Genomic DNA, 17,582 nt, shown 5'->3' on the forward strand with positions numbered 1-17,582 from the left:
ACATAATTACTATATCATATTTTTTCAAAAAACCGATAAGAAATCGGTGTTTTTGTCGCGGAACTTTCATAATGATTAATTTATTCAATTTTATATTGACTTTTATTAACTAATTTTTTTGTATCATTATTTTGATAAATGTAATATAAAATAATCATGAGTTGCGTTAATGCATGATATGACCAAGTATGTTGGTTCTTTCTAAATTTCCTGAAAAAAGAATGAATACTTGTTTTCCTATTTAAAATATGCATAATTCTATTAACACTATTTTCATAGTTTCTTTTTTTAAACTTTTTGATAAATATATATTGATGCATCCATCGTGTTTTATATGCGCGCAGTATAAAATCTAAAAACTTCATTGCCAATGTAATCGTTGTAATTAAGATTCCAATCACAGATAAAAAAGATTGTATTTGAGTAGAAAAACTACCATCTTGAATCGTATAACCGAAATATAAAATTATGATTCCAGTCATTAAGGTTACAATATAATTCCAATTATCATTTAATGCATTTAAAATCGACAAAAACAAAGATCCTGCAGAAAAAGAATTAATTTTCAATCCTACAATTTTTTGATTTTCAAACCTTTCAGTAGCATATTCTCTAGCTTCTACAATTGAAGAAAATTCTTCTTTCGTATAGTTTTTAGCGATAATATTGAAATGCATACGCCTATTTCGAATGGATGTCTTATTTTCATTGTTAATCATTAGAAATGAAAAACCATAATAGACCCAATTGGCATCAAGAAGTTGTGCGTTTAACTCGGCAAAAGTTTCTCGTTGTATTTCTCCTTCGAAATCAATCCTATAGGGATCATTGTAGTTTAAGGTCGGATAATCTTCATAGACAGAGGTTTTGTATATTTCTGGGAATTCATCTCTAAATTCTGTTTGCCCATTTACAGAAGGATAAAAAGTATCAGAATCAATGCTTTTACCTTCTCTTTTACCGATAATTAAATATTTATCTTTGGTCTCAATGTTTCCTGATATTGCAATCGTATGAGTATTCGGGGATTTCTTCAAGTACTCATTTAAATTTTTTCTAAGTGAATTTTGATCGGTATAATCTAAAGTCAGATATTTTTGGGCTTCATCTTCTTTATCAAAAAAATCGTTTAGAGTCTGCTTATGAGTAGCTAAAAGTGGATGATCAATAATATAAGCATTATCAAATATATCTAAAGTTGCGAATGTTGTACGTTCACATATAAAAGTGAAAACATCAATATTGTTGTTGAATATATCGTTATTATATGAAACTTCAATTGTTCTTGGCATGACCCCTGAATAATATACACTGTTGGATAATAAGCGTACATAATGCTCTAGTTGTATTTCCTTATAAAAGCCATTGAAATTATCTAAATCTTTGACTAATAATAAATTATCATTTTCAATGATATATCCAAAAGAATGAGAAGACAGAAATCGAATGGAATTTTCTTGTATCCCACACGGGAAATAAACATGATTATCAACTATGTCTATCATTAAAGATTCATTCTTTTTATACTCTTTCAATGTAGAAATAATTTCTTTGTCTGCACATTTAAAAATAAATCCAAAATTATATGCCATTTTGACTAAAGTAGCTATGAACATAGAATTTAAATAATCTAAGCTCTCTATGTGAAGTTTAAAAAGAGGGAAATTTATTTTTACATCTGTATTTTTGATACCCATGAAAGAATCAAGTGATGTTTTGTCTGTTGCATGGCAGTTTGCAAACTCATGAAGATTTTCTTGGTTTCTAAATGTACCTTTTGCAATTGCTTTTATAATTTGTTTTGAAGAAAAGTAAGGATGTAAACCATAGTAAAACTCTGTGTCATTTTCATCTATCTTTGGTGTTTTTGTAGTTGCGGTGAAGGCGATGCTTTTTGATGTTTTTTTTGTTTCTATAATAATTGAACACTTGTGATCTTCTTTACAGGTAAAAAATCTAATAAAATTTACACCCTTTAGATTCCTTGTTTGGTTTTCTATTAATTTGTTTAACGTTTTACATTCTTCATCATTTAGTATATTGTTCATAATAAGCAATCCTCGTAAAGCTATTATATCATATAATGTATATTATATATTTATTCATTCAAATTTAATCTGTTGCGGTTGATTAATATAAATAATAGCCTTTCGTTTTATTTGAAAGCTTACTTAGAAGGATTACAGTATGTGTAATGAGATACTTATTTGAATTATGACGTAAATGTTACTATTTGTGTATATTTACTATGTATTCTTGCAATGTTTATGTAATAGTTATATAATATTAAGGTAAAAATATACGATCAAGAGGATGAGTTACTATATAGTAGAATGTATTGCATTCTACTATATATTTGTAAGGGGATATGGCGATATGAAGAAATATGTTTTAACAATTTTATTGTTCACTTTAGAAGCGATCGTTTTTTACAATGTTTCATTATTTTTTAATATTGAAACAGACCTGATGATTCGATATGCAATAACGTTATTTGTTTTTTTATTAATTTTTAATCATTTTAGTATAACGTCTAGTCTTATATGGGATGAGATAAAATCATTGTTTAAAGCATTTTGTAGCTATACAATCACGACATTCATTATCGTCGAACCAGAAGAAATTTCTTTTAGATTAATGGGAGAAAATATACTTTTGGCTATTTTTATGTTCGTTGTATGTCTTTTCCTGGATCGTTTTTTGCGCATTTTGCTTAGACCATATTTGTCAAAACGAACTTTAGTCATAGGGACTGGATATGATGCGAATCGCCTTGGTGAAATTGCTGGACATAATCGTTTTGCATTGACCAATGTAATCGGGTATGTAAAATATGGTGACAAGGTAATTGATCCAACGTTGATCGAAAGGATGGAAAAGTGGCAATTAGAGGATGAAAAATTTGCATTTTCTATTTTTAATTTTGAAGATTTAGATGATGTCATTTTTAAAGAAAATATCCAACAAGTTATTATAGCTCTTCCAAATTCGTCAAAATCGGATGTAAGTAATATTATGACTAGATTGCATAATAAGGTAGATGAAATAAAATATTTACCAAGTCTAGATATAATGATGACATTTGATTCTAAAATTCAGGATTTTGACGGAATGTTGTTAATTTCAACAGCAAAAGGTAAAATCAACTTATTGAATAGAGTCTTTAAAAGAATAATTGACATCATTAGCGGCATATGTGGTTTAGTTCTATTGATACCACTCACATTGTTTGTGAAAAGGAAGAATAGACAATCTGGAGATGATAACCCAATATTTTTCATTCAAGAGAGAATTGGACTTAACGGAAAGCCAATTAAAATATATAAATTTAGAACTATGGTACCCAATGCAGAATATATATTAGAAGAAATGATGGCAAGTGATCCTAAAATCAAAGATGAGTATTTGAAAAATAAGAAAATAGTAAACGATCCTAGAATTACAAAAATTGGCGAGTTTCTTAGGAAATCATCTCTTGATGAATTTCCACAGTTTATAAATGTCTTAAAAGGCGAAATGAGCCTTGTTGGTCCTAGGCCATATTTATATAGGGAAAAAAAGGATATGGATATTTACTATGATTCTATTATACAATGTAAACCAGGTATTACTGGTATGTGGCAAGCAAATGGTAGAAGTGATGTAGGATTTGCTGAACGATGCAAGTTGGATGATTATTATTTTAGAAACTGGACAATTTGGCTGGATATGATTATTATATATAAGACCATAAAAAGTGTATTATATGGTAAAGGCGCTTTATAACGATAAATTCGTAAAGTATATTCATTCAAGAAAGGAAGAAATATTATGAAAATTTGCTTGGTTGGGTCTAGTGGCGGTCACTTAACCCATTTATATATGTTGAAGCCAACTTGGGAAAAAGAAGAAAGATTTTGGGTAACCTTCGACAAAGAAGATGCAAGAAGCTTACTCAAAGGTGAAAAAGTCTATCCATGCTTTTATCCAACGAATAGAAATATAAAAAACTTAATCAAAAACACTTTTGTTGCTTGGAAGGTTTTAAAGAAAGAAAAGCCTGATGTCCTTATTTCATCTGGTGCAGCTGTAGCTGTTCCCTTTTTCTATTTAGGGAAAATAATGAGGAAAAAACTCATATATATTGAAGTGTTTGATCGGGTGAATAAACCAACATTAACTGGAAAACTTGTTTACCCAATTGTAAATGAATTTATAGTTCAATGGGATGAACAAAAAAGGGTTTATCCAAAAGCAAAAAATTTCGGCAGCATCTTTTGAGGAGGTATATCAAATGATTTTTGTAACGGTAGGAACACATGAACAACAATTTAATCGTTTGGTTAAAAAGGTTGATGTACTTAAAGGTAAAGGGCTTATTCAAGAGGATGTTTTTATTCAAACTGGATACAGTACATATGAGCCCAAATATTGCGAATGGTCCAGTTTAATCCCTTATAAAGAAATGTTAACAAAAGTAAGAGATGCTAGAATCATTATAACACATGGTGGACCAGCAAGCTTCATTATGCCTTTACAGGAAAACAAAATACCTATCGTTGTTCCAAGACAGCAGGAGTACGATGAACATATCAATAATCACCAAATTGAATTCGCAACGTTTATTGAAAGTAAACAACAAAATATTATTGTTGTCTTGGATGTTGAAAAGCTAGGGACGATTATCGATAAATACGATGAACTAGTCAAATTATCAGATAATCAAATCAACTCAAATAATGATGATTTCAATGCATCTTTACAAAACTTGTTAGAGATGTTTGAGCATAATTAGGATACTTTACTTTCTTTTATCATGCATTTATAACAGGAATATATATAGTGAAACATATCACGGATTGGAAGCGATTAAGTATGAAAATATTGTATATTTGCACAGTGGAATTGTCTAGAAATGGCATAATTACTTGGATCCAAAGCTATTCTCATCAGTTAAAAAAACTTGATGAAAATATTGATATAGGAATCATAACACCTTTTATTAGCGACCAATCTCTTATATCAGAATTTACAAAAGATGGAATTTTAATTACAGAGATTAAAAACAGAAAATCTAATCCTTTGAAATATATGTTTAACCTGTATAAATTATTAGCTAATAATCGATACGATATTATACATATTCATGGAAATAGTGCGCTAATGGTGATTGAACTAGTGATTTGTGCGATTGCGAAAATTAAAGTTAGAATTGTACATGCACACAATACAAAAACTGAATTTCCAATTATTGAAAAATTATGCAGACCTCTTTTTTACAGGCTTTACTCTAATGCTATTGCTTGTAGTAATGCTGCAGGAGAATTTCTATATAAAGAAAATAGTTTCACTGTTATCAAAAATGTAATCGAGATTGACAAATTCATTTTTGATTCCATAACAAGAAATAAAGTAAGAATCGAACTCGGGGTTAATGACGAAATGCTTATAGGACATATTGGATTATTTGAAAAAGTGAAAAACCAAGCTTTTCTAATCAATGTGTTGAAAAGACTAAAAAGAGAGTTATTAAATTGTAAACTTCTTTTAATTGGAGAAGGGACTTTAAAAAAAGAACTTGAAATTTTAGTTAATGAGTTAGACCTATCATCATTTGTAATTTTCTTAGGCAATACATCCATAGTAGAAAAATATTATCATGCAATGGATTTGTTTGCATTGCCCTCTCTACACGAAGGATTGCCCTATGTTTTAATAGAAGCACAGACTTCATCAACACCGTGCATTGTATCTAACAGAGTATCAAAGGAAGCTTGTCTATCAAATGATTTTGATTTTCTTGAACTGGACGAAATTATATGGATGAACAAAATTCGTGAATACTGCGGTAGTAGTTATATACAAAAAGAAGCTAAAAACATAGATAAAATCGAGAAAGAATTCGACTTAGAAAGAAACTGTATGATTCTATTTGACTATTACCAAACTTGTCTACGTGAACTTGCTTAGACTAAACTTAGAATGCTGAGTTAATTGTATGAAGATGAAGAATATTTGTGACAAAAGGATCATTAAATTTGATCTTTATATGTAATCAAAACACTACGAAAGGAGTGGTTCAATGATACCAAAGACTATACATTATTGCTGGTTTGGAGGAAAACCATTGCCCAAAGAGGTTGAGAGTTGTATTAAATCATGGAAGAAATACTGTCCCGATTACAAAATCATTCAATGGAATGAAGAGAATTTTGATATAAGAAGTCATCCTTTTATCGAAAATGCGTATAAGAATAAATATTGGGCTTTTGTATCAGATTATGTTCGTCTAAGGGTGATTTATGAGAATGGAGGCATATACTTAGATACAGATGTTGAAATTATCAAAAACTTGGATCCCTTGCTTCGGAATAAATGTTATTTTGGAGTTGAACAAGGTTGTGAAATGGTTGCAAGTGGTCTTGGGTTTGGCGCTGAGAAAGGACATCCAGCTATTTTAGAAATGATTAAAATCTATGATGAGTATATATTTGATGTAGAAAGAGTTATGGAAATATCGTGTCCTGTTTTGAATACCGAAGCATTGAAGAAATATGGAGTAGTCTACAATAATGAACTTGTGGTTTGCAATAATGTAACTATTTATCCTCCTTTGTATTTTGATCCATACTCTCCGGAAACTTTAGATAATTTATTGTGTGATGAAACTTACTCCATTCATCATTACAGTGCCTCTTGGACTTCATGGAAATTGAAAAGAAAAATCTGTAGATTTATTGGCAATACAAATACATTGAAAATAAAAAAAATTATATACTTTATTCATAGGAAAGGGAAAATATGAAATTCCGTAATAAGTTAAAAAAGTTATTATATAAATATGAAAATGAACTTTTGTACTTTATTCTATTACCGTTTCTATATCCTAAAGGATTTGATAGTTTTTCTAATTTGTATAAAGATATTTTCAAAATATGGATATTTATATCGTCAATTCTATTTATAGGTATTTTTCTTTATTTTCATCTTTTTCGCAAAATAAAGTATAAGCGGTATGTGTTATTCATATTAATATACTATTCTTTATTCATTATAATTACATTTTTAAATCAAGGAAGTATAAATGAAGGACTACAAAAATTATTTATTGTACCCATTTTTTGTCTCCTATGCACAATATGTTTACAATACAATCCTATTAAATTTACAAAAGTGATTGCCAATATACTGATATTTGAATTATTTTTGGGTTTAACAATTTTTAATCCTTGGCTGATGAATCATATAACACAAGAAAGCCATTTGATGTTCTTGGGGCATGTTCAAACCGCTGTTTCTGTTGGTATAGTATCATTATTTATAAGCTATCTATTAAAACTTCAGAATTACAAATCTAGTGCATTTGTTTTGAGCGCTTTTGCACTACTTTATATGTTACTATCGGCAACTCTCACTTCATTCTTTGCAATTTTCTTCATATGTAGTTATCTAGTTGTAGTGAAGTATAACATTATAAAAAAATTACTACAATCTCCTGTTCATCTTTTTTTTGGGATATATTTTATAGTCAATATTTTTCTTATTTTTTATAGTTTATATAGTAATCTTTATATTTTGTTTGGATTTGATTTTTCATTTTCAGGAAGAACAATCATTTGGAAAGAGGTATTTAACTTACTAGAGCATCATTGGCTTTTTGGGTATGGAGCATATGGTGTATTAATAAAAACTTTCTGGTCAACAGGTATGAACTATGCGCATAACGATTTTATGCAGCATCTGTTGGATGGAGGTATCATTCTTACGATATCGTTTTATTTGTTTATGATTTCCGCATGTGTAAATATAAACAAAACAAAGATAACTAAGCTAAAAATCACCTCTAATGCATGTTTAATTCTTGTATTATTAGTCATGTTGTTTGAAAGTATTTCAGAATCCAATTATTTGTTTTTATTATTATCTTATTTTGTTTATTTGCCAAATCTTTGTATAAAACAAAGTGTGCAAGAAGGAGAAATTATGGGATTGTATAGGAAATACAAATTGAAATTTAATAAATTGTATTATGGAATTAAAATAAAAAAAAGAGCGAAGTTTTGTGGTGAGAATTTATATGTTGGTGGAAAATCATATGTAACAACTAATACATATCTTGGCTCTAATGTAAATTTCAATGGTATGTCAATCATGGGAAATGGTAATGTTTCTATTGGAGATTATTTTCATTCTGGCATAAATTGTCAAATTATTACATCGTTTCATAATTATGATAATGGTAATGCAATACCATATGATAATACTTTTATAAATAAAGATGTGACAATAAAAGAAAATGTGTGGATTGGTAATAATGTTATTATCCTAGGTGGTTCAACCATTGGCGAAGGAGCAATAGTACAAGCAGGAAGTGTAGTTGTTAAGGATATTCCTCCTTTTGCAATAGCAGGAGGGCATCCTGCTATTGTATATAAATATCGTGATATAGACCATTATATGCGTTTAAAGAGAGAGTCTAAGTTTTATTAGAATAATAATATGTTTTTTGATATAAGAGTGCAGATATGGAGTGAATTTTATGATAATCAAATATATTAAAGAGAATGGAATTAGAAGAATTTTTCAGGTTATTTATCGATATAAAATACATAATATTTTATGTAAAATATTGAATATTTATTTGAATCATTGTTCATTATTAGATGTCATTGTAATTGAAAGTCATACCGATTTTGATTTCAATGGAGGTGCATTTTATGAATATCTTCTAGAAAACAATTTAAATGAAAAATACAAAATTGTATGGTTGTTAAAAAATGATATTCCTAGATTACTTCCACATAATGTCATAGGAGTTCCTTTATATAAGCCTAGTATGAAAAAAGCATATTACATTTGTAGAGCCAAATATTTTTTGGCAGATAATGAAATTACTGAAAAAGTTAGAAAAGATCAAAAATCATTTTATTTGACTCATGGAGCAGTTACATTAAAGAGCGTAAAAGGATTAGCATCATTGCCAAGTAGTGTTGATTATATTTTATCGCCCTCTAAAAATTATGACAAAACAATTGCTGAACAATTAGATTGGCCTTACCCAAATACTAATATGTTACACATCGGTATACCATCCAATGATATTTTATATAAAAGCAATAACAAAAGTGACATAAAAAAAATCATAGGTCAAGAATACAAAAAGGTTATACTTTGGATGCCTACATTTCGAAAAGGTGGAGGATTTCAACGAAATGATAGCAATGTAGATTTACCTTTGGGAGTCCCTCTTATCGAAACTATAGCTCAGTTAGAACAATTACAAGTGTATTTGGAAAAAAACGAAATTCTTATGATTATCAAAATACATCCAATGCAAGATTTAGAAACAATATTCAATTTAAAAGAACAAAAAAATATAAAAGTTTTGACTAATGAAATTTGCAAAAGCAAAAAAATAGATAATTTTGAATTATACAAATATGCTGATGCGTTAATAAGTGATTATTCATCTGCAGCATATATATTCTTATTGTTGAATAGACCTATCGCCTTTATTTTATCTGATTTTAAAGACTACAAACTTGATTACTCAGTTGATAATGTTGATGATTATTTAGTTGGACCTCAAATTTATACATTCGAGGAATTTATTACATTTATTAATGATGTTATAGTAGGTAATGATGTGTTCAAGAAAAAGCGTGAAACATTAATTGACTTCCTTTATGATTGGCAAGATGGCGAAAATTGTAAACGGTTAGCAGAATTCATGGGGATAATCTAATGAAATTACTAAAAAAATATGAACAATCATCAGTCCCGTTTAAAGCATCATTATGGTATACTGTGTGCAATGTTCTACAAAAAGGTATGGCATTGCTTGCTACTCCAATTTTCACAAGGATTATGACGCAAGATCAGTTTGGAACTTTTACACTCTTTCAATCTTGGTTTAGTATATTGCTGATCTTTGCATCTCTAAATCTATTTCAAGGTGCGTTCACAAAAGGACTAATACTGTATGAGGGTAAAGAGGCACAATTTACCAGTTCTCTCCTAAGCTTATCATTACTAGGAACTTTCATTGTTATAGTGGTTTATTGTTTAAATATCGATTATTGGACGCATGTTTTCTCATTAAATCCAATTATTATGATTGCAATGTTCATACAAATAGTTGCTATTACTGTAACTGAATTTTGGGCAGCGAAGGAAAGATTTGATTTTCAGTATAAAAAATATATAACAGTTGTATTACTTTCTACAATTATCAGTTTGTTACTAAGTGTTTTAACTGTAATGAATACTGATTCCAAAGCTGAAGCTAGAATTTACTCAGATACATTTGCTAAAAGCTTGTTTGGTATAATTATACTTGTTTATTTATTCAAACAAGGTAAACAATTGTATAATGGAAAATATTGGAAATATGCATTACTATTCAACTTACCACTTATACCACACTTTCTATCAACTTTTATATTAAATCAGTCTGATAGAATAATGATAGCTAAAATGGTGGGAACAAAGGAAGCTGCTATCTATGGAGTAGCATATACAGTTGCGACTATGATGCTTTTGGTTGTCAATGCTATTAATAACACACTCGTCCCTTATATTTATAAGAAAATAAAAGCAACTGATTATTTAAGTATAATGAGGAATACAAAACCCTTATTTTTGCTAGTTTTTACTCTATGTCTAGTAACTATGATATTTGCACCAGAAATAATATATATTTTTGGAGGAAATGATTACATGGAAGCAGTTTGGATTATTCCTCCTGTATCGGCTTCGTTATATTTCATTTTTGTATACAGCATGTTTAGTACAGTAGAGTATTATTATCAAAAAACAGGCTTAATCGCAATTGCTTCATGTATCTGTGCTATATTTAATATCCTATTAAACTATATCTTTATATCATTATTTGGGTACTATGCAGCAGGATATACAACATTAGTTTGCTATATTCTATTTTCAATATTACATTATGTATTTTATAAAAAGATTTTTAATAAAGAAAATCATGATATCACTCAGTTGTATGATATAAAAACAATCATTGTACTATCCATTGTTATTCTGTTTTTCATGAGCGCCATGATATATATATATCAATGGAATGTTGTAAGGTATGTGCTAATAACTGTGATGGTTATCCTCTTCATAATTTTCAAAAAAGGAATTTTTAGAGTATTAAAAAAATTTAAATAAAAGGAGATTAAATAAATGAAAAAAATCGGTATAATGAGTTGTAATATTTACTGTAATTTTACGAATTATGGATCTGCATTACAGTCTTGGGCTTTAAAAGAAGCTATAAATAGTATCAGTGAAGGAACTATTCAAGGAGTTTTAGTGGACTATTGCCCAGAAGTGTTATTGAATAGAAATTTTTTAAATCCACTCCAGTATATGTGGGATACTGATCCAATATCTAGAAAAATGTGCGAGTTATCACTCCCAGCTATACGTATAAATTATTATAAATTTGATGAATTTTATCATAAAAAGTTTCAAAGAACAAATAATAAATATACTAAAGACAATTTTAACGATATTATACATGATACTGATCTTGATGGTTTTGTATGCGGTAGTGATACTATATTCTGTGTTGATGAGTTTGGATTTGATGATGGATACTATGCTAATTTTTCATGTATGAAGAACCAATCAATTTCTTATGCTGCTAGTTTTGGAGATACGCATTTTGATGAAAATACTTACAAAACATTAAATCAACGATTACAAAACTTCAAAGCTATATCAATACGTGAAAATGGAATGTTGTCATATATAAAAGAACATGTTGATGTGCCTGCAGAAAAAGTTATTGATCCAACATTATTATTAGAAGAAAAGGATTATATATGTATCGAAGCACCAAGACAAGAAGAAAGTAAATATATTTTGCTTTATGCTAGACGTTATAATCCTCAAATGGAAGAGTTTGCAGAAACGAAAGCAAAAGAAAATGGTTGGAAAATCATTGAAATCAGTTTGAGAGCAACAAATGCTGAACGTCATCGTGTGTTTTATGAGGCGGGTGTAGAAGAATTTCTGTCATTAATTAAGCATGCGGAAATGGTAATAACAAATTCATTTCATGGCTTGATTTTTAGTGTACAGTATCGTAAGGAATTCTTTGGGTTTTCAAGAGAACAGTGTGACACTAAGATAATTGAACTCCTTAATTTATTCGGACTTTCTGATAGACTATTAACTAGTGGCAAGGAGGCGATGGTTAAGGAAATTGATTATGTAGATGTACATAAAAGAATTTCAATAGCACGCGCCGCTTCTAAAGACTTTTTAAAAAAAGCAATGTTACTTATAAATAAAGTAGAGAAACTCTAATGGGATACTTAGAATCAGGCAAGAAAGAAGAGTGCACTGGCTGCGAGGCTTGTGCGAGCATATGTCCTAAAAAAGCAATATTAATGAATGAGGATATGGAAGGATTTAGATATCCTATTATCATTCAAGAGTTGTGTATACACTGTAGTTTATGCAATAAAGTATGTCCATATGGATACGAAAATGAATTGAAGAATTATGAAAAGCCTTCAGTTTATGGTGGTTACAACATATCAGAATCTGTTCGAGAAGAAAGCACATCAGGAGGGGCCTTTTCAGCAATTGTTGATACATGGTACGATGAAAGTTCTGTTATATTTGGTGCTACATCAGATGTGCTCGATGTCTATCATATATATACTGAAAGCAAATATGAATATCAAAAGATACGTAAATCTAAGTATTCACAGAGTGTTATAGGGGATACTTATGCACAGGTAAGAAAGTTTCTTAATGAAGATAGAAAAGTGCTTTTTTCTGGAACACCTTGTCAAATATCTGGATTGAAAAAATTTTTAAAAATTTGTAACACAAGTGAAGATAATCTTCTAACTGTTGAAGTTATATGTGAAGGTGTTCCAAGCCCCTATTTTATAAGAAAATATGCAAATTATATAAACATGAAATATAAGTCACCTATTACTTCGATTGATTATCGACATAAAGATGGAAAGCGATGGGATTTCGAAGTTATGTCAACTAGATTGAAAAACGGAAAGTATTTGAAAAGAGATAGATGGTTTAATCCATTTTGGTCTATATGGCTGCAGCATCTAATGAGCCGTCCCTCTTGTTATCAATGCCCATTTACATCAACAGAAAGAATTGCGGATATAACACTAGGAGACTTATGGGGTGTTCATATTTATTGCCCAGGTTTATATGGACATAATGGTGGAGCTTCTCTAATTTTGTGCAATACGGAAAAAGGAGAAAAGGCATATCAAAACGCAAGAAAGAAAATGAATGATTCTGAACTGAATTTGAATGATGCTTTACGTTATCAATCACCTTTACGTAATCCAATTTCAAAGAATGAGAAAAGAGAAGTATTTATGAAAGATTTAGCTGATGAAAAATTAGGATATAAATTTATATGCAAAAAATGGGCAGATTCTTCAAGTTTAAAATTATTGTTTTCCAAATATGTGTGGGGAAATAAACAAAAAGTAAGGCTATGGAATTTTATGCATCGATTCGATCGATGATAACTTAAATGAGAAAGGTAAAATTATAATGAACATTTATGTAGATAAGAATATAAAAAATACTGAACGAGTGTTTCCTGAACAAAATCGATATGACTATTATCGATATGATATGAATGAGAATCCTGAAGGTCTTCCAAAAGATTTTGTAGATTCTGTTTTAAGTGAAATTACGCCAAATTTTCTTTCCATGTACCCTGAACCGGATTGTTTTTTGAAAAAGTATGCAAAGTTCATAGGAGGATCATATGAAAATGTCTTAGCTACAAATGGATCTGATATGGCTATTCGCTATTTACTAGAAACTTTTGGCGAAAGAGGGAAAGAGGTTGTGACTGTTGCACCATCTTTCGAAATGTATTGGGTCAATTGCTCTATTTTAGGATTAAAGCATAAGCCAGTCTCATATAATAATGATATGACTATTGATATAGAAAATATTATAACAGCTATTACTAAAGATACACGTATTGTTGTTTTATTAAATCCTAATAATCCAATTGGAAATGTATATACTGAAAAGGAGTTGCAATTAGTAATCAATCGTGCTAATGAAGTTAATGCAGTTATTATAATTGATGAAGCTTACCATTATTTCTATTCACAAACATTCATAAATTATGCTTTAGAGCATCAAAATGTGATTGTCTTACGAACATTCTCTAAGTTATTTTCTATTGCTGCATGCAGAATTGGTATGATTATAAGTTCGCCAAATATAATCAATCATGTAAAGAAAGCGAAATTAACTTTTGATGTTAATTCTATTGCACTCTTATTTGCTGAGCGTATCATTGATAATCCAGATCTCATAACTAAGCTAATCGATATCGAAAAAAAGGGGAGAAATTATACTTTAGAAACATTACGTGCCAATAATTACGAATGTAGAGATTGCAATGGAAATTTTATATTTATAAGAACTAAAAATGATGCTAATGAAATTGCTAGGAAGTTAAAAGAAGAAAGAAAAATCCTTGTACATGACTATAGCAACGATTTACTAAAGAATTATATTCGCGTATCTATAGGATCTATCGATGCAATGAAAATATTTTTAGAAGCATTTTTTGCTATTGATAAATAAGATAACAATGGAAGAGAGATGATAGAATGACTAAGGTTATTACATATGGAACATTCGACCTACTACATTTTGGACATATAAAGTTACTTGAAAGAGCAAAAATGCTTGGTGATTATTTGATAGTGGGTGTCACAGCTGATGATTTTGATAAAAAACGTGGTAAAATCAATGTTCAACAATCATTAATGGAAAGGGTAGAATCAGTTAAAGAAACTGGCTTGGCAGATGAAATTATAATTGAAGAATATGAAGGACAAAAAATCGATGATATTATTAGAATGGAAGTTGACATTTTCACCATAGGTTCTGATTGGGTTGGACAATTTGATTATTTAGATGAATTTTGTACAGTTGTATATTTGGATCGCACAAAAGGTATCTCAAGTAGCGAATTAAGGAGTGAAAAAAGAGAAGTTAGATTAGGTTTAGTTGGTGAATCAAATGTTATTAATAAATTTGCAAATGAAAGTCAATTTGTAAACGGTGTAAATATTACTGCATTATGTACAACTGATAGCTCATTTCTTTCCACTAACCTCATAAATGCAGATATGGTAACAGATAATTATAAATCATTTTTAGAGAATATAGATGCTGTCTATATAATTTCTCACCCGAGCAAGCATTATCAGCAAATAAAAGAAGCGATACAAAATAATAAAAATGTGCTTTGTGAATCGCCAATTGCATTGAATAAAGCAGACTGCGATGAATTATTTTCTTTGGCACATGAAAAAGGTTGTATATTGATGGAAGGTCTAAAAACCGCATATTCAACTGCTTATTCTCGACTTCTATTGTTAGTGAAAAGTGAAATCATTGGTGCTATTACATCAGTTGAAGCAACTTGTACCAGTCTAAAACTATTTCAAAATAGTCAGACAACATCAAATACTTGGAACAGCATATGTGCATGGGGACCTACTGCAATGCTGCCTGTTTTCCAGATTTTAGGCACAGATTATATAGAACATTCTATTGTATCGAAAATATCAAAGAAGATAGAGAACTTCGATCTGTTTACTAAAATTAATTTTATCTACAAGTCTTCAGTTGCTACAATTAATGTAGGTAAAGGCGTAAAATCGGAAGGCAACCTAGTGATAGCAGGTACAAAGGGATATATATATGTCCCATCGCCTTGGTGGAAGACAGATTATTTTGAAGTCCGTTTTGAAAATCAAGAAGATACTAAACGTTATTTTTATCAACTTGAGGGTGAGGGTATAAGATATGAAATTGTTGCATTTTTAAAAGCAATAGAAACAGGTAAAAATAAAAATAATATTGATCAAAATATCACAAGTGCAATATCCTCAATAATTGAAGATTTCTATCAGGGTAACTATACCAAGATTATATAGATAACTCAATTTGAAAATTAGTTAAAATTTACGTTTTAAAATATTTTAAATTATTTTCATTTACAAATTAAGTTCTTATGTAAAACAATAGAATTAATATTTATGAACTAATTTAATAAAAAATCTATTATATTGATTAATTTAATATTTTATAGTCAGACGCAGAAGACTAATTAAAAAACAAAATGAAATGTTGCACTTGGCCTTGTAAAGTAAAATAAGACAGTAAAAAAATTAGAGCCTTGAATCAAGCAAATGTAGTTACTTTCATTTTATAAATCCAAAGAAGAATTTATTGCCTCATTTTTCCTAAGAATAAGGTTTCAAGCTTGCACCTCTAAAAAGTGTACTCCTGAAGTTCAGAAACTGTTTATTTGATTGCTCTTTCTTTTGTATTGCCTGTGAGTATGCTTCTATTTGTTGATTGCGCTTGTTTTAGATGAATATCTGATATGCGCAAGATAAAATGGTTATGTATTAGTTTAGGTATGTCGTACATATGAATCTAAAGCAACATTATTTAATTTGAAAAGTTATTTGCCAAAAAGTGAATACTTCATTAATATTACTAAATAAACAGTTTTATTTACTGATATAGGTTTTTTTTAAATATAAAATCAAAATATATAGATACTCAATTATTTGAGAGATCATAATTGAAGAGAAAAACACTAGAAAAATAACTATAGGATAATATAGAATTCTATTATGGACCTCTGGAATATTGTTTCTTAAAATAGTATAGTACATTTCATCAAATATACTTGATACTAGATATGCCCCTAATGAGAGTTTTGCAATTGTAGAAATTATGAAAGAAATAAATCTAGTTGTTTTTAATTTTATATTTAAGACTAAAACAAAGAAAAGAACACTATTTATTAAATTTTGATAACTCATCCAATCAGTTGAACTGTTTATTATAAAATTACCATTTAAGGTTGTTCTAGATATGTAGAAATTGATAATTCCAAACATAAAAGCAAATAATATTAACAAAACGAAATTTTTTATAGGTTTAATTCTTATTGGGTAATATTTTAAATATATTCCTACATAGTAATATAATATCGGGTATAAGAACATCCAATAGTTGACACCATATCCTACTATAATTGTAGGTAGTGTAACACATATGAATAAGGTTATCAGTAAAATGATATGATCTTTTTTTACTTTTAAAGTATGCCAAATAATATTTAGGAAAGGAATTAATAAATAGAGTCCTATATACATATTTATATACCAAGAATATCTTGCAGCGGAAAAATTAAAAATCATTTTTAATATATCTAAAATATCGTAGTTTTTGCCTTCACTAATTAAACTGAATAGTATACAAATGATACTACTAGTAATATATACAAATAATGTGTGAAGAACTCCTTTATAATAATAAAGAGTTAGTTTTTTATTATTCATTAGATAGCCTGTCAATAGAAGGAATAAAGGAACGCAAATCATAAAAAATGTCCTTAGAACTGTTTGAAGCAACATTTTAATCCCTTCAAGAGGAGTATCATAAAATTCAATAGACGAAAAAAAATGCACACTTATTACAAAAAGCAGAGCAAAACATCTTATTAAGTCGATATTCAAATTCCTTTTATTCATCAATAA

Annotated in this window: 14 protein-coding genes; 12 read left to right on the top strand and 2 right to left on the bottom strand. The window is 29.0% G+C overall.

The genetic code is table 11. From position 1 onward, the window contains the following. Positions 1–80: 80 nt before the first annotated feature. A complete protein-coding gene (locus ACWG42_RS08945; RefSeq protein ID WP_455791682.1) occupies positions 81–2,048 on the bottom strand; it encodes a hypothetical protein in 1,968 nt (655 codons plus the stop codon). 328 nt (positions 2,049–2,376) lie between these two features. On the opposite strand from ACWG42_RS08945, the gene ACWG42_RS08950 reads away from it, so the two are divergent. The 12 genes from ACWG42_RS08950 to ACWG42_RS09005 all read left to right on the top strand — a co-directional run bounded on the left by ACWG42_RS08950 (position 2,377) and on the right by ACWG42_RS09005 (position 15,962). After that, a complete protein-coding gene (locus ACWG42_RS08950; protein ID WP_455791684.1) occupies positions 2,377–3,765 on the top strand; it encodes an exopolysaccharide biosynthesis polyprenyl glycosylphosphotransferase in 1,389 nt (462 codons plus the stop codon). A 45-nt stretch (positions 3,766–3,810) separates the two neighbouring features. Beyond that, entirely contained in the window at positions 3,811–4,260 is a 450-nt protein-coding gene (gene pssD, locus ACWG42_RS08955; protein WP_455791685.1) for a PssD/Cps14F family polysaccharide biosynthesis glycosyltransferase, read from the top strand. Positions 4,261–4,273: 13 nt separating this feature from the next. Further along, positions 4,274–4,774, top strand: coding sequence for a glycosyltransferase (locus ACWG42_RS08960; RefSeq protein ID WP_455791686.1), 501 nt, complete (start codon positions 4,274–4,276; stop codon positions 4,772–4,774). Positions 4,775–4,854: 80 nt separating this feature from the next. After that, a complete protein-coding gene (locus ACWG42_RS08965; protein WP_455791688.1) occupies positions 4,855–5,949 on the top strand; it encodes a glycosyltransferase in 1,095 nt (364 codons plus the stop codon). Positions 5,950–6,061: 112 nt separating this feature from the next. Next, positions 6,062–6,784 (top strand): glycosyltransferase family 32 protein, encoded by a 723-nt coding sequence (locus ACWG42_RS08970; protein ID WP_455791689.1) that lies wholly within the window; start codon positions 6,062–6,064, stop codon positions 6,782–6,784. Between the two features lie 401 nt (positions 6,785–7,185). Continuing rightward, a complete protein-coding gene (locus ACWG42_RS08975) occupies positions 7,186–8,469 on the top strand; it encodes an O-antigen ligase family protein (RefSeq protein ID WP_455791691.1) in 1,284 nt (427 codons plus the stop codon). Positions 8,470–8,518: 49 nt separating this feature from the next. Next, positions 8,519–9,724, top strand: coding sequence for a CDP-glycerol glycerophosphotransferase family protein (locus ACWG42_RS08980; RefSeq protein WP_455791693.1), 1,206 nt, complete (start codon positions 8,519–8,521; stop codon positions 9,722–9,724). Then, positions 9,724–11,157, top strand: a complete 1,434-nt coding sequence (locus ACWG42_RS08985; protein ID WP_455791694.1) for a lipopolysaccharide biosynthesis protein — start codon at positions 9,724–9,726, stop codon at positions 11,155–11,157. The genes ACWG42_RS08980 and ACWG42_RS08985 overlap by 1 nt, the downstream gene beginning before the upstream one ends. A gap of 15 nt (positions 11,158–11,172) precedes the next feature. Continuing rightward, positions 11,173–12,303 (top strand): polysaccharide pyruvyl transferase family protein, encoded by a 1,131-nt coding sequence (locus tag ACWG42_RS08990; protein WP_455791696.1) that lies wholly within the window; start codon positions 11,173–11,175, stop codon positions 12,301–12,303. Further along, a complete protein-coding gene (locus ACWG42_RS08995; RefSeq protein WP_455791697.1) occupies positions 12,303–13,511 on the top strand; it encodes a Coenzyme F420 hydrogenase/dehydrogenase, beta subunit C-terminal domain in 1,209 nt (402 codons plus the stop codon). Before ACWG42_RS08990 ends, ACWG42_RS08995 begins: the two co-directional genes overlap by 1 nt. A gap of 28 nt (positions 13,512–13,539) precedes the next feature. Further along, positions 13,540–14,598, top strand: a complete 1,059-nt coding sequence (locus ACWG42_RS09000) for a pyridoxal phosphate-dependent aminotransferase (RefSeq protein ID WP_455791698.1) — start codon at positions 13,540–13,542, stop codon at positions 14,596–14,598. Between the two features lie 26 nt (positions 14,599–14,624). Beyond that, a complete protein-coding gene (locus ACWG42_RS09005; protein WP_455791699.1) occupies positions 14,625–15,962 on the top strand; it encodes a Gfo/Idh/MocA family oxidoreductase in 1,338 nt (445 codons plus the stop codon). Positions 15,963–16,544: 582 nt separating this feature from the next. On the opposite strand, the gene ACWG42_RS09010 is transcribed toward ACWG42_RS09005, so the two are convergent. Next, positions 16,545–17,576: an acyltransferase gene (locus ACWG42_RS09010; protein WP_455791700.1), complete on the bottom strand. Its 1,032-nt coding sequence runs from the start codon at positions 17,574–17,576 to the stop codon at positions 16,545–16,547. Between the last annotated feature and the right edge of the window lie 6 nt (positions 17,577–17,582).

The organism is Amedibacillus sp. YH-ame10 (assembly GCF_053848885.1).

Excerpts from the sequence above, each read along its gene's own strand:
- ACWG42_RS08945 (WP_455791682.1), bottom strand. The coding sequence starts at position 2,048 with ATGAACAATATACTAAATGATGAAGAATGTAAAACGTTAAACAAATTA.
- ACWG42_RS08950 (WP_455791684.1), top strand. The coding sequence starts at position 2,377 with ATGAAGAAATATGTTTTAACAATTTTATTGTTCACTTTAGAAGCGATC.
- pssD (WP_455791685.1), top strand. The coding sequence starts at position 3,811 with ATGAAAATTTGCTTGGTTGGGTCTAGTGGCGGTCACTTAACCCATTTA.
- ACWG42_RS08960 (WP_455791686.1), top strand. The coding sequence starts at position 4,274 with ATGATTTTTGTAACGGTAGGAACACATGAACAACAATTTAATCGTTTG.
- ACWG42_RS08965 (WP_455791688.1), top strand. The coding sequence starts at position 4,855 with ATGAAAATATTGTATATTTGCACAGTGGAATTGTCTAGAAATGGCATA.
- ACWG42_RS08970 (WP_455791689.1), top strand. The coding sequence starts at position 6,062 with ATGATACCAAAGACTATACATTATTGCTGGTTTGGAGGAAAACCATTG.
- ACWG42_RS08980 (WP_455791693.1), top strand. The coding sequence starts at position 8,519 with ATGATAATCAAATATATTAAAGAGAATGGAATTAGAAGAATTTTTCAG.
- ACWG42_RS08985 (WP_455791694.1), top strand. The coding sequence starts at position 9,724 with ATGAAATTACTAAAAAAATATGAACAATCATCAGTCCCGTTTAAAGCA.
- ACWG42_RS08990 (WP_455791696.1), top strand. The coding sequence starts at position 11,173 with ATGAAAAAAATCGGTATAATGAGTTGTAATATTTACTGTAATTTTACG.
- ACWG42_RS08995 (WP_455791697.1), top strand. The coding sequence starts at position 12,303 with ATGGGATACTTAGAATCAGGCAAGAAAGAAGAGTGCACTGGCTGCGAG.
- ACWG42_RS09000 (WP_455791698.1), top strand. The coding sequence starts at position 13,540 with ATGAACATTTATGTAGATAAGAATATAAAAAATACTGAACGAGTGTTT.
- ACWG42_RS09005 (WP_455791699.1), top strand. The coding sequence starts at position 14,625 with ATGACTAAGGTTATTACATATGGAACATTCGACCTACTACATTTTGGA.
- ACWG42_RS09010 (WP_455791700.1), bottom strand. The coding sequence starts at position 17,576 with ATGAATAAAAGGAATTTGAATATCGACTTAATAAGATGTTTTGCTCTG.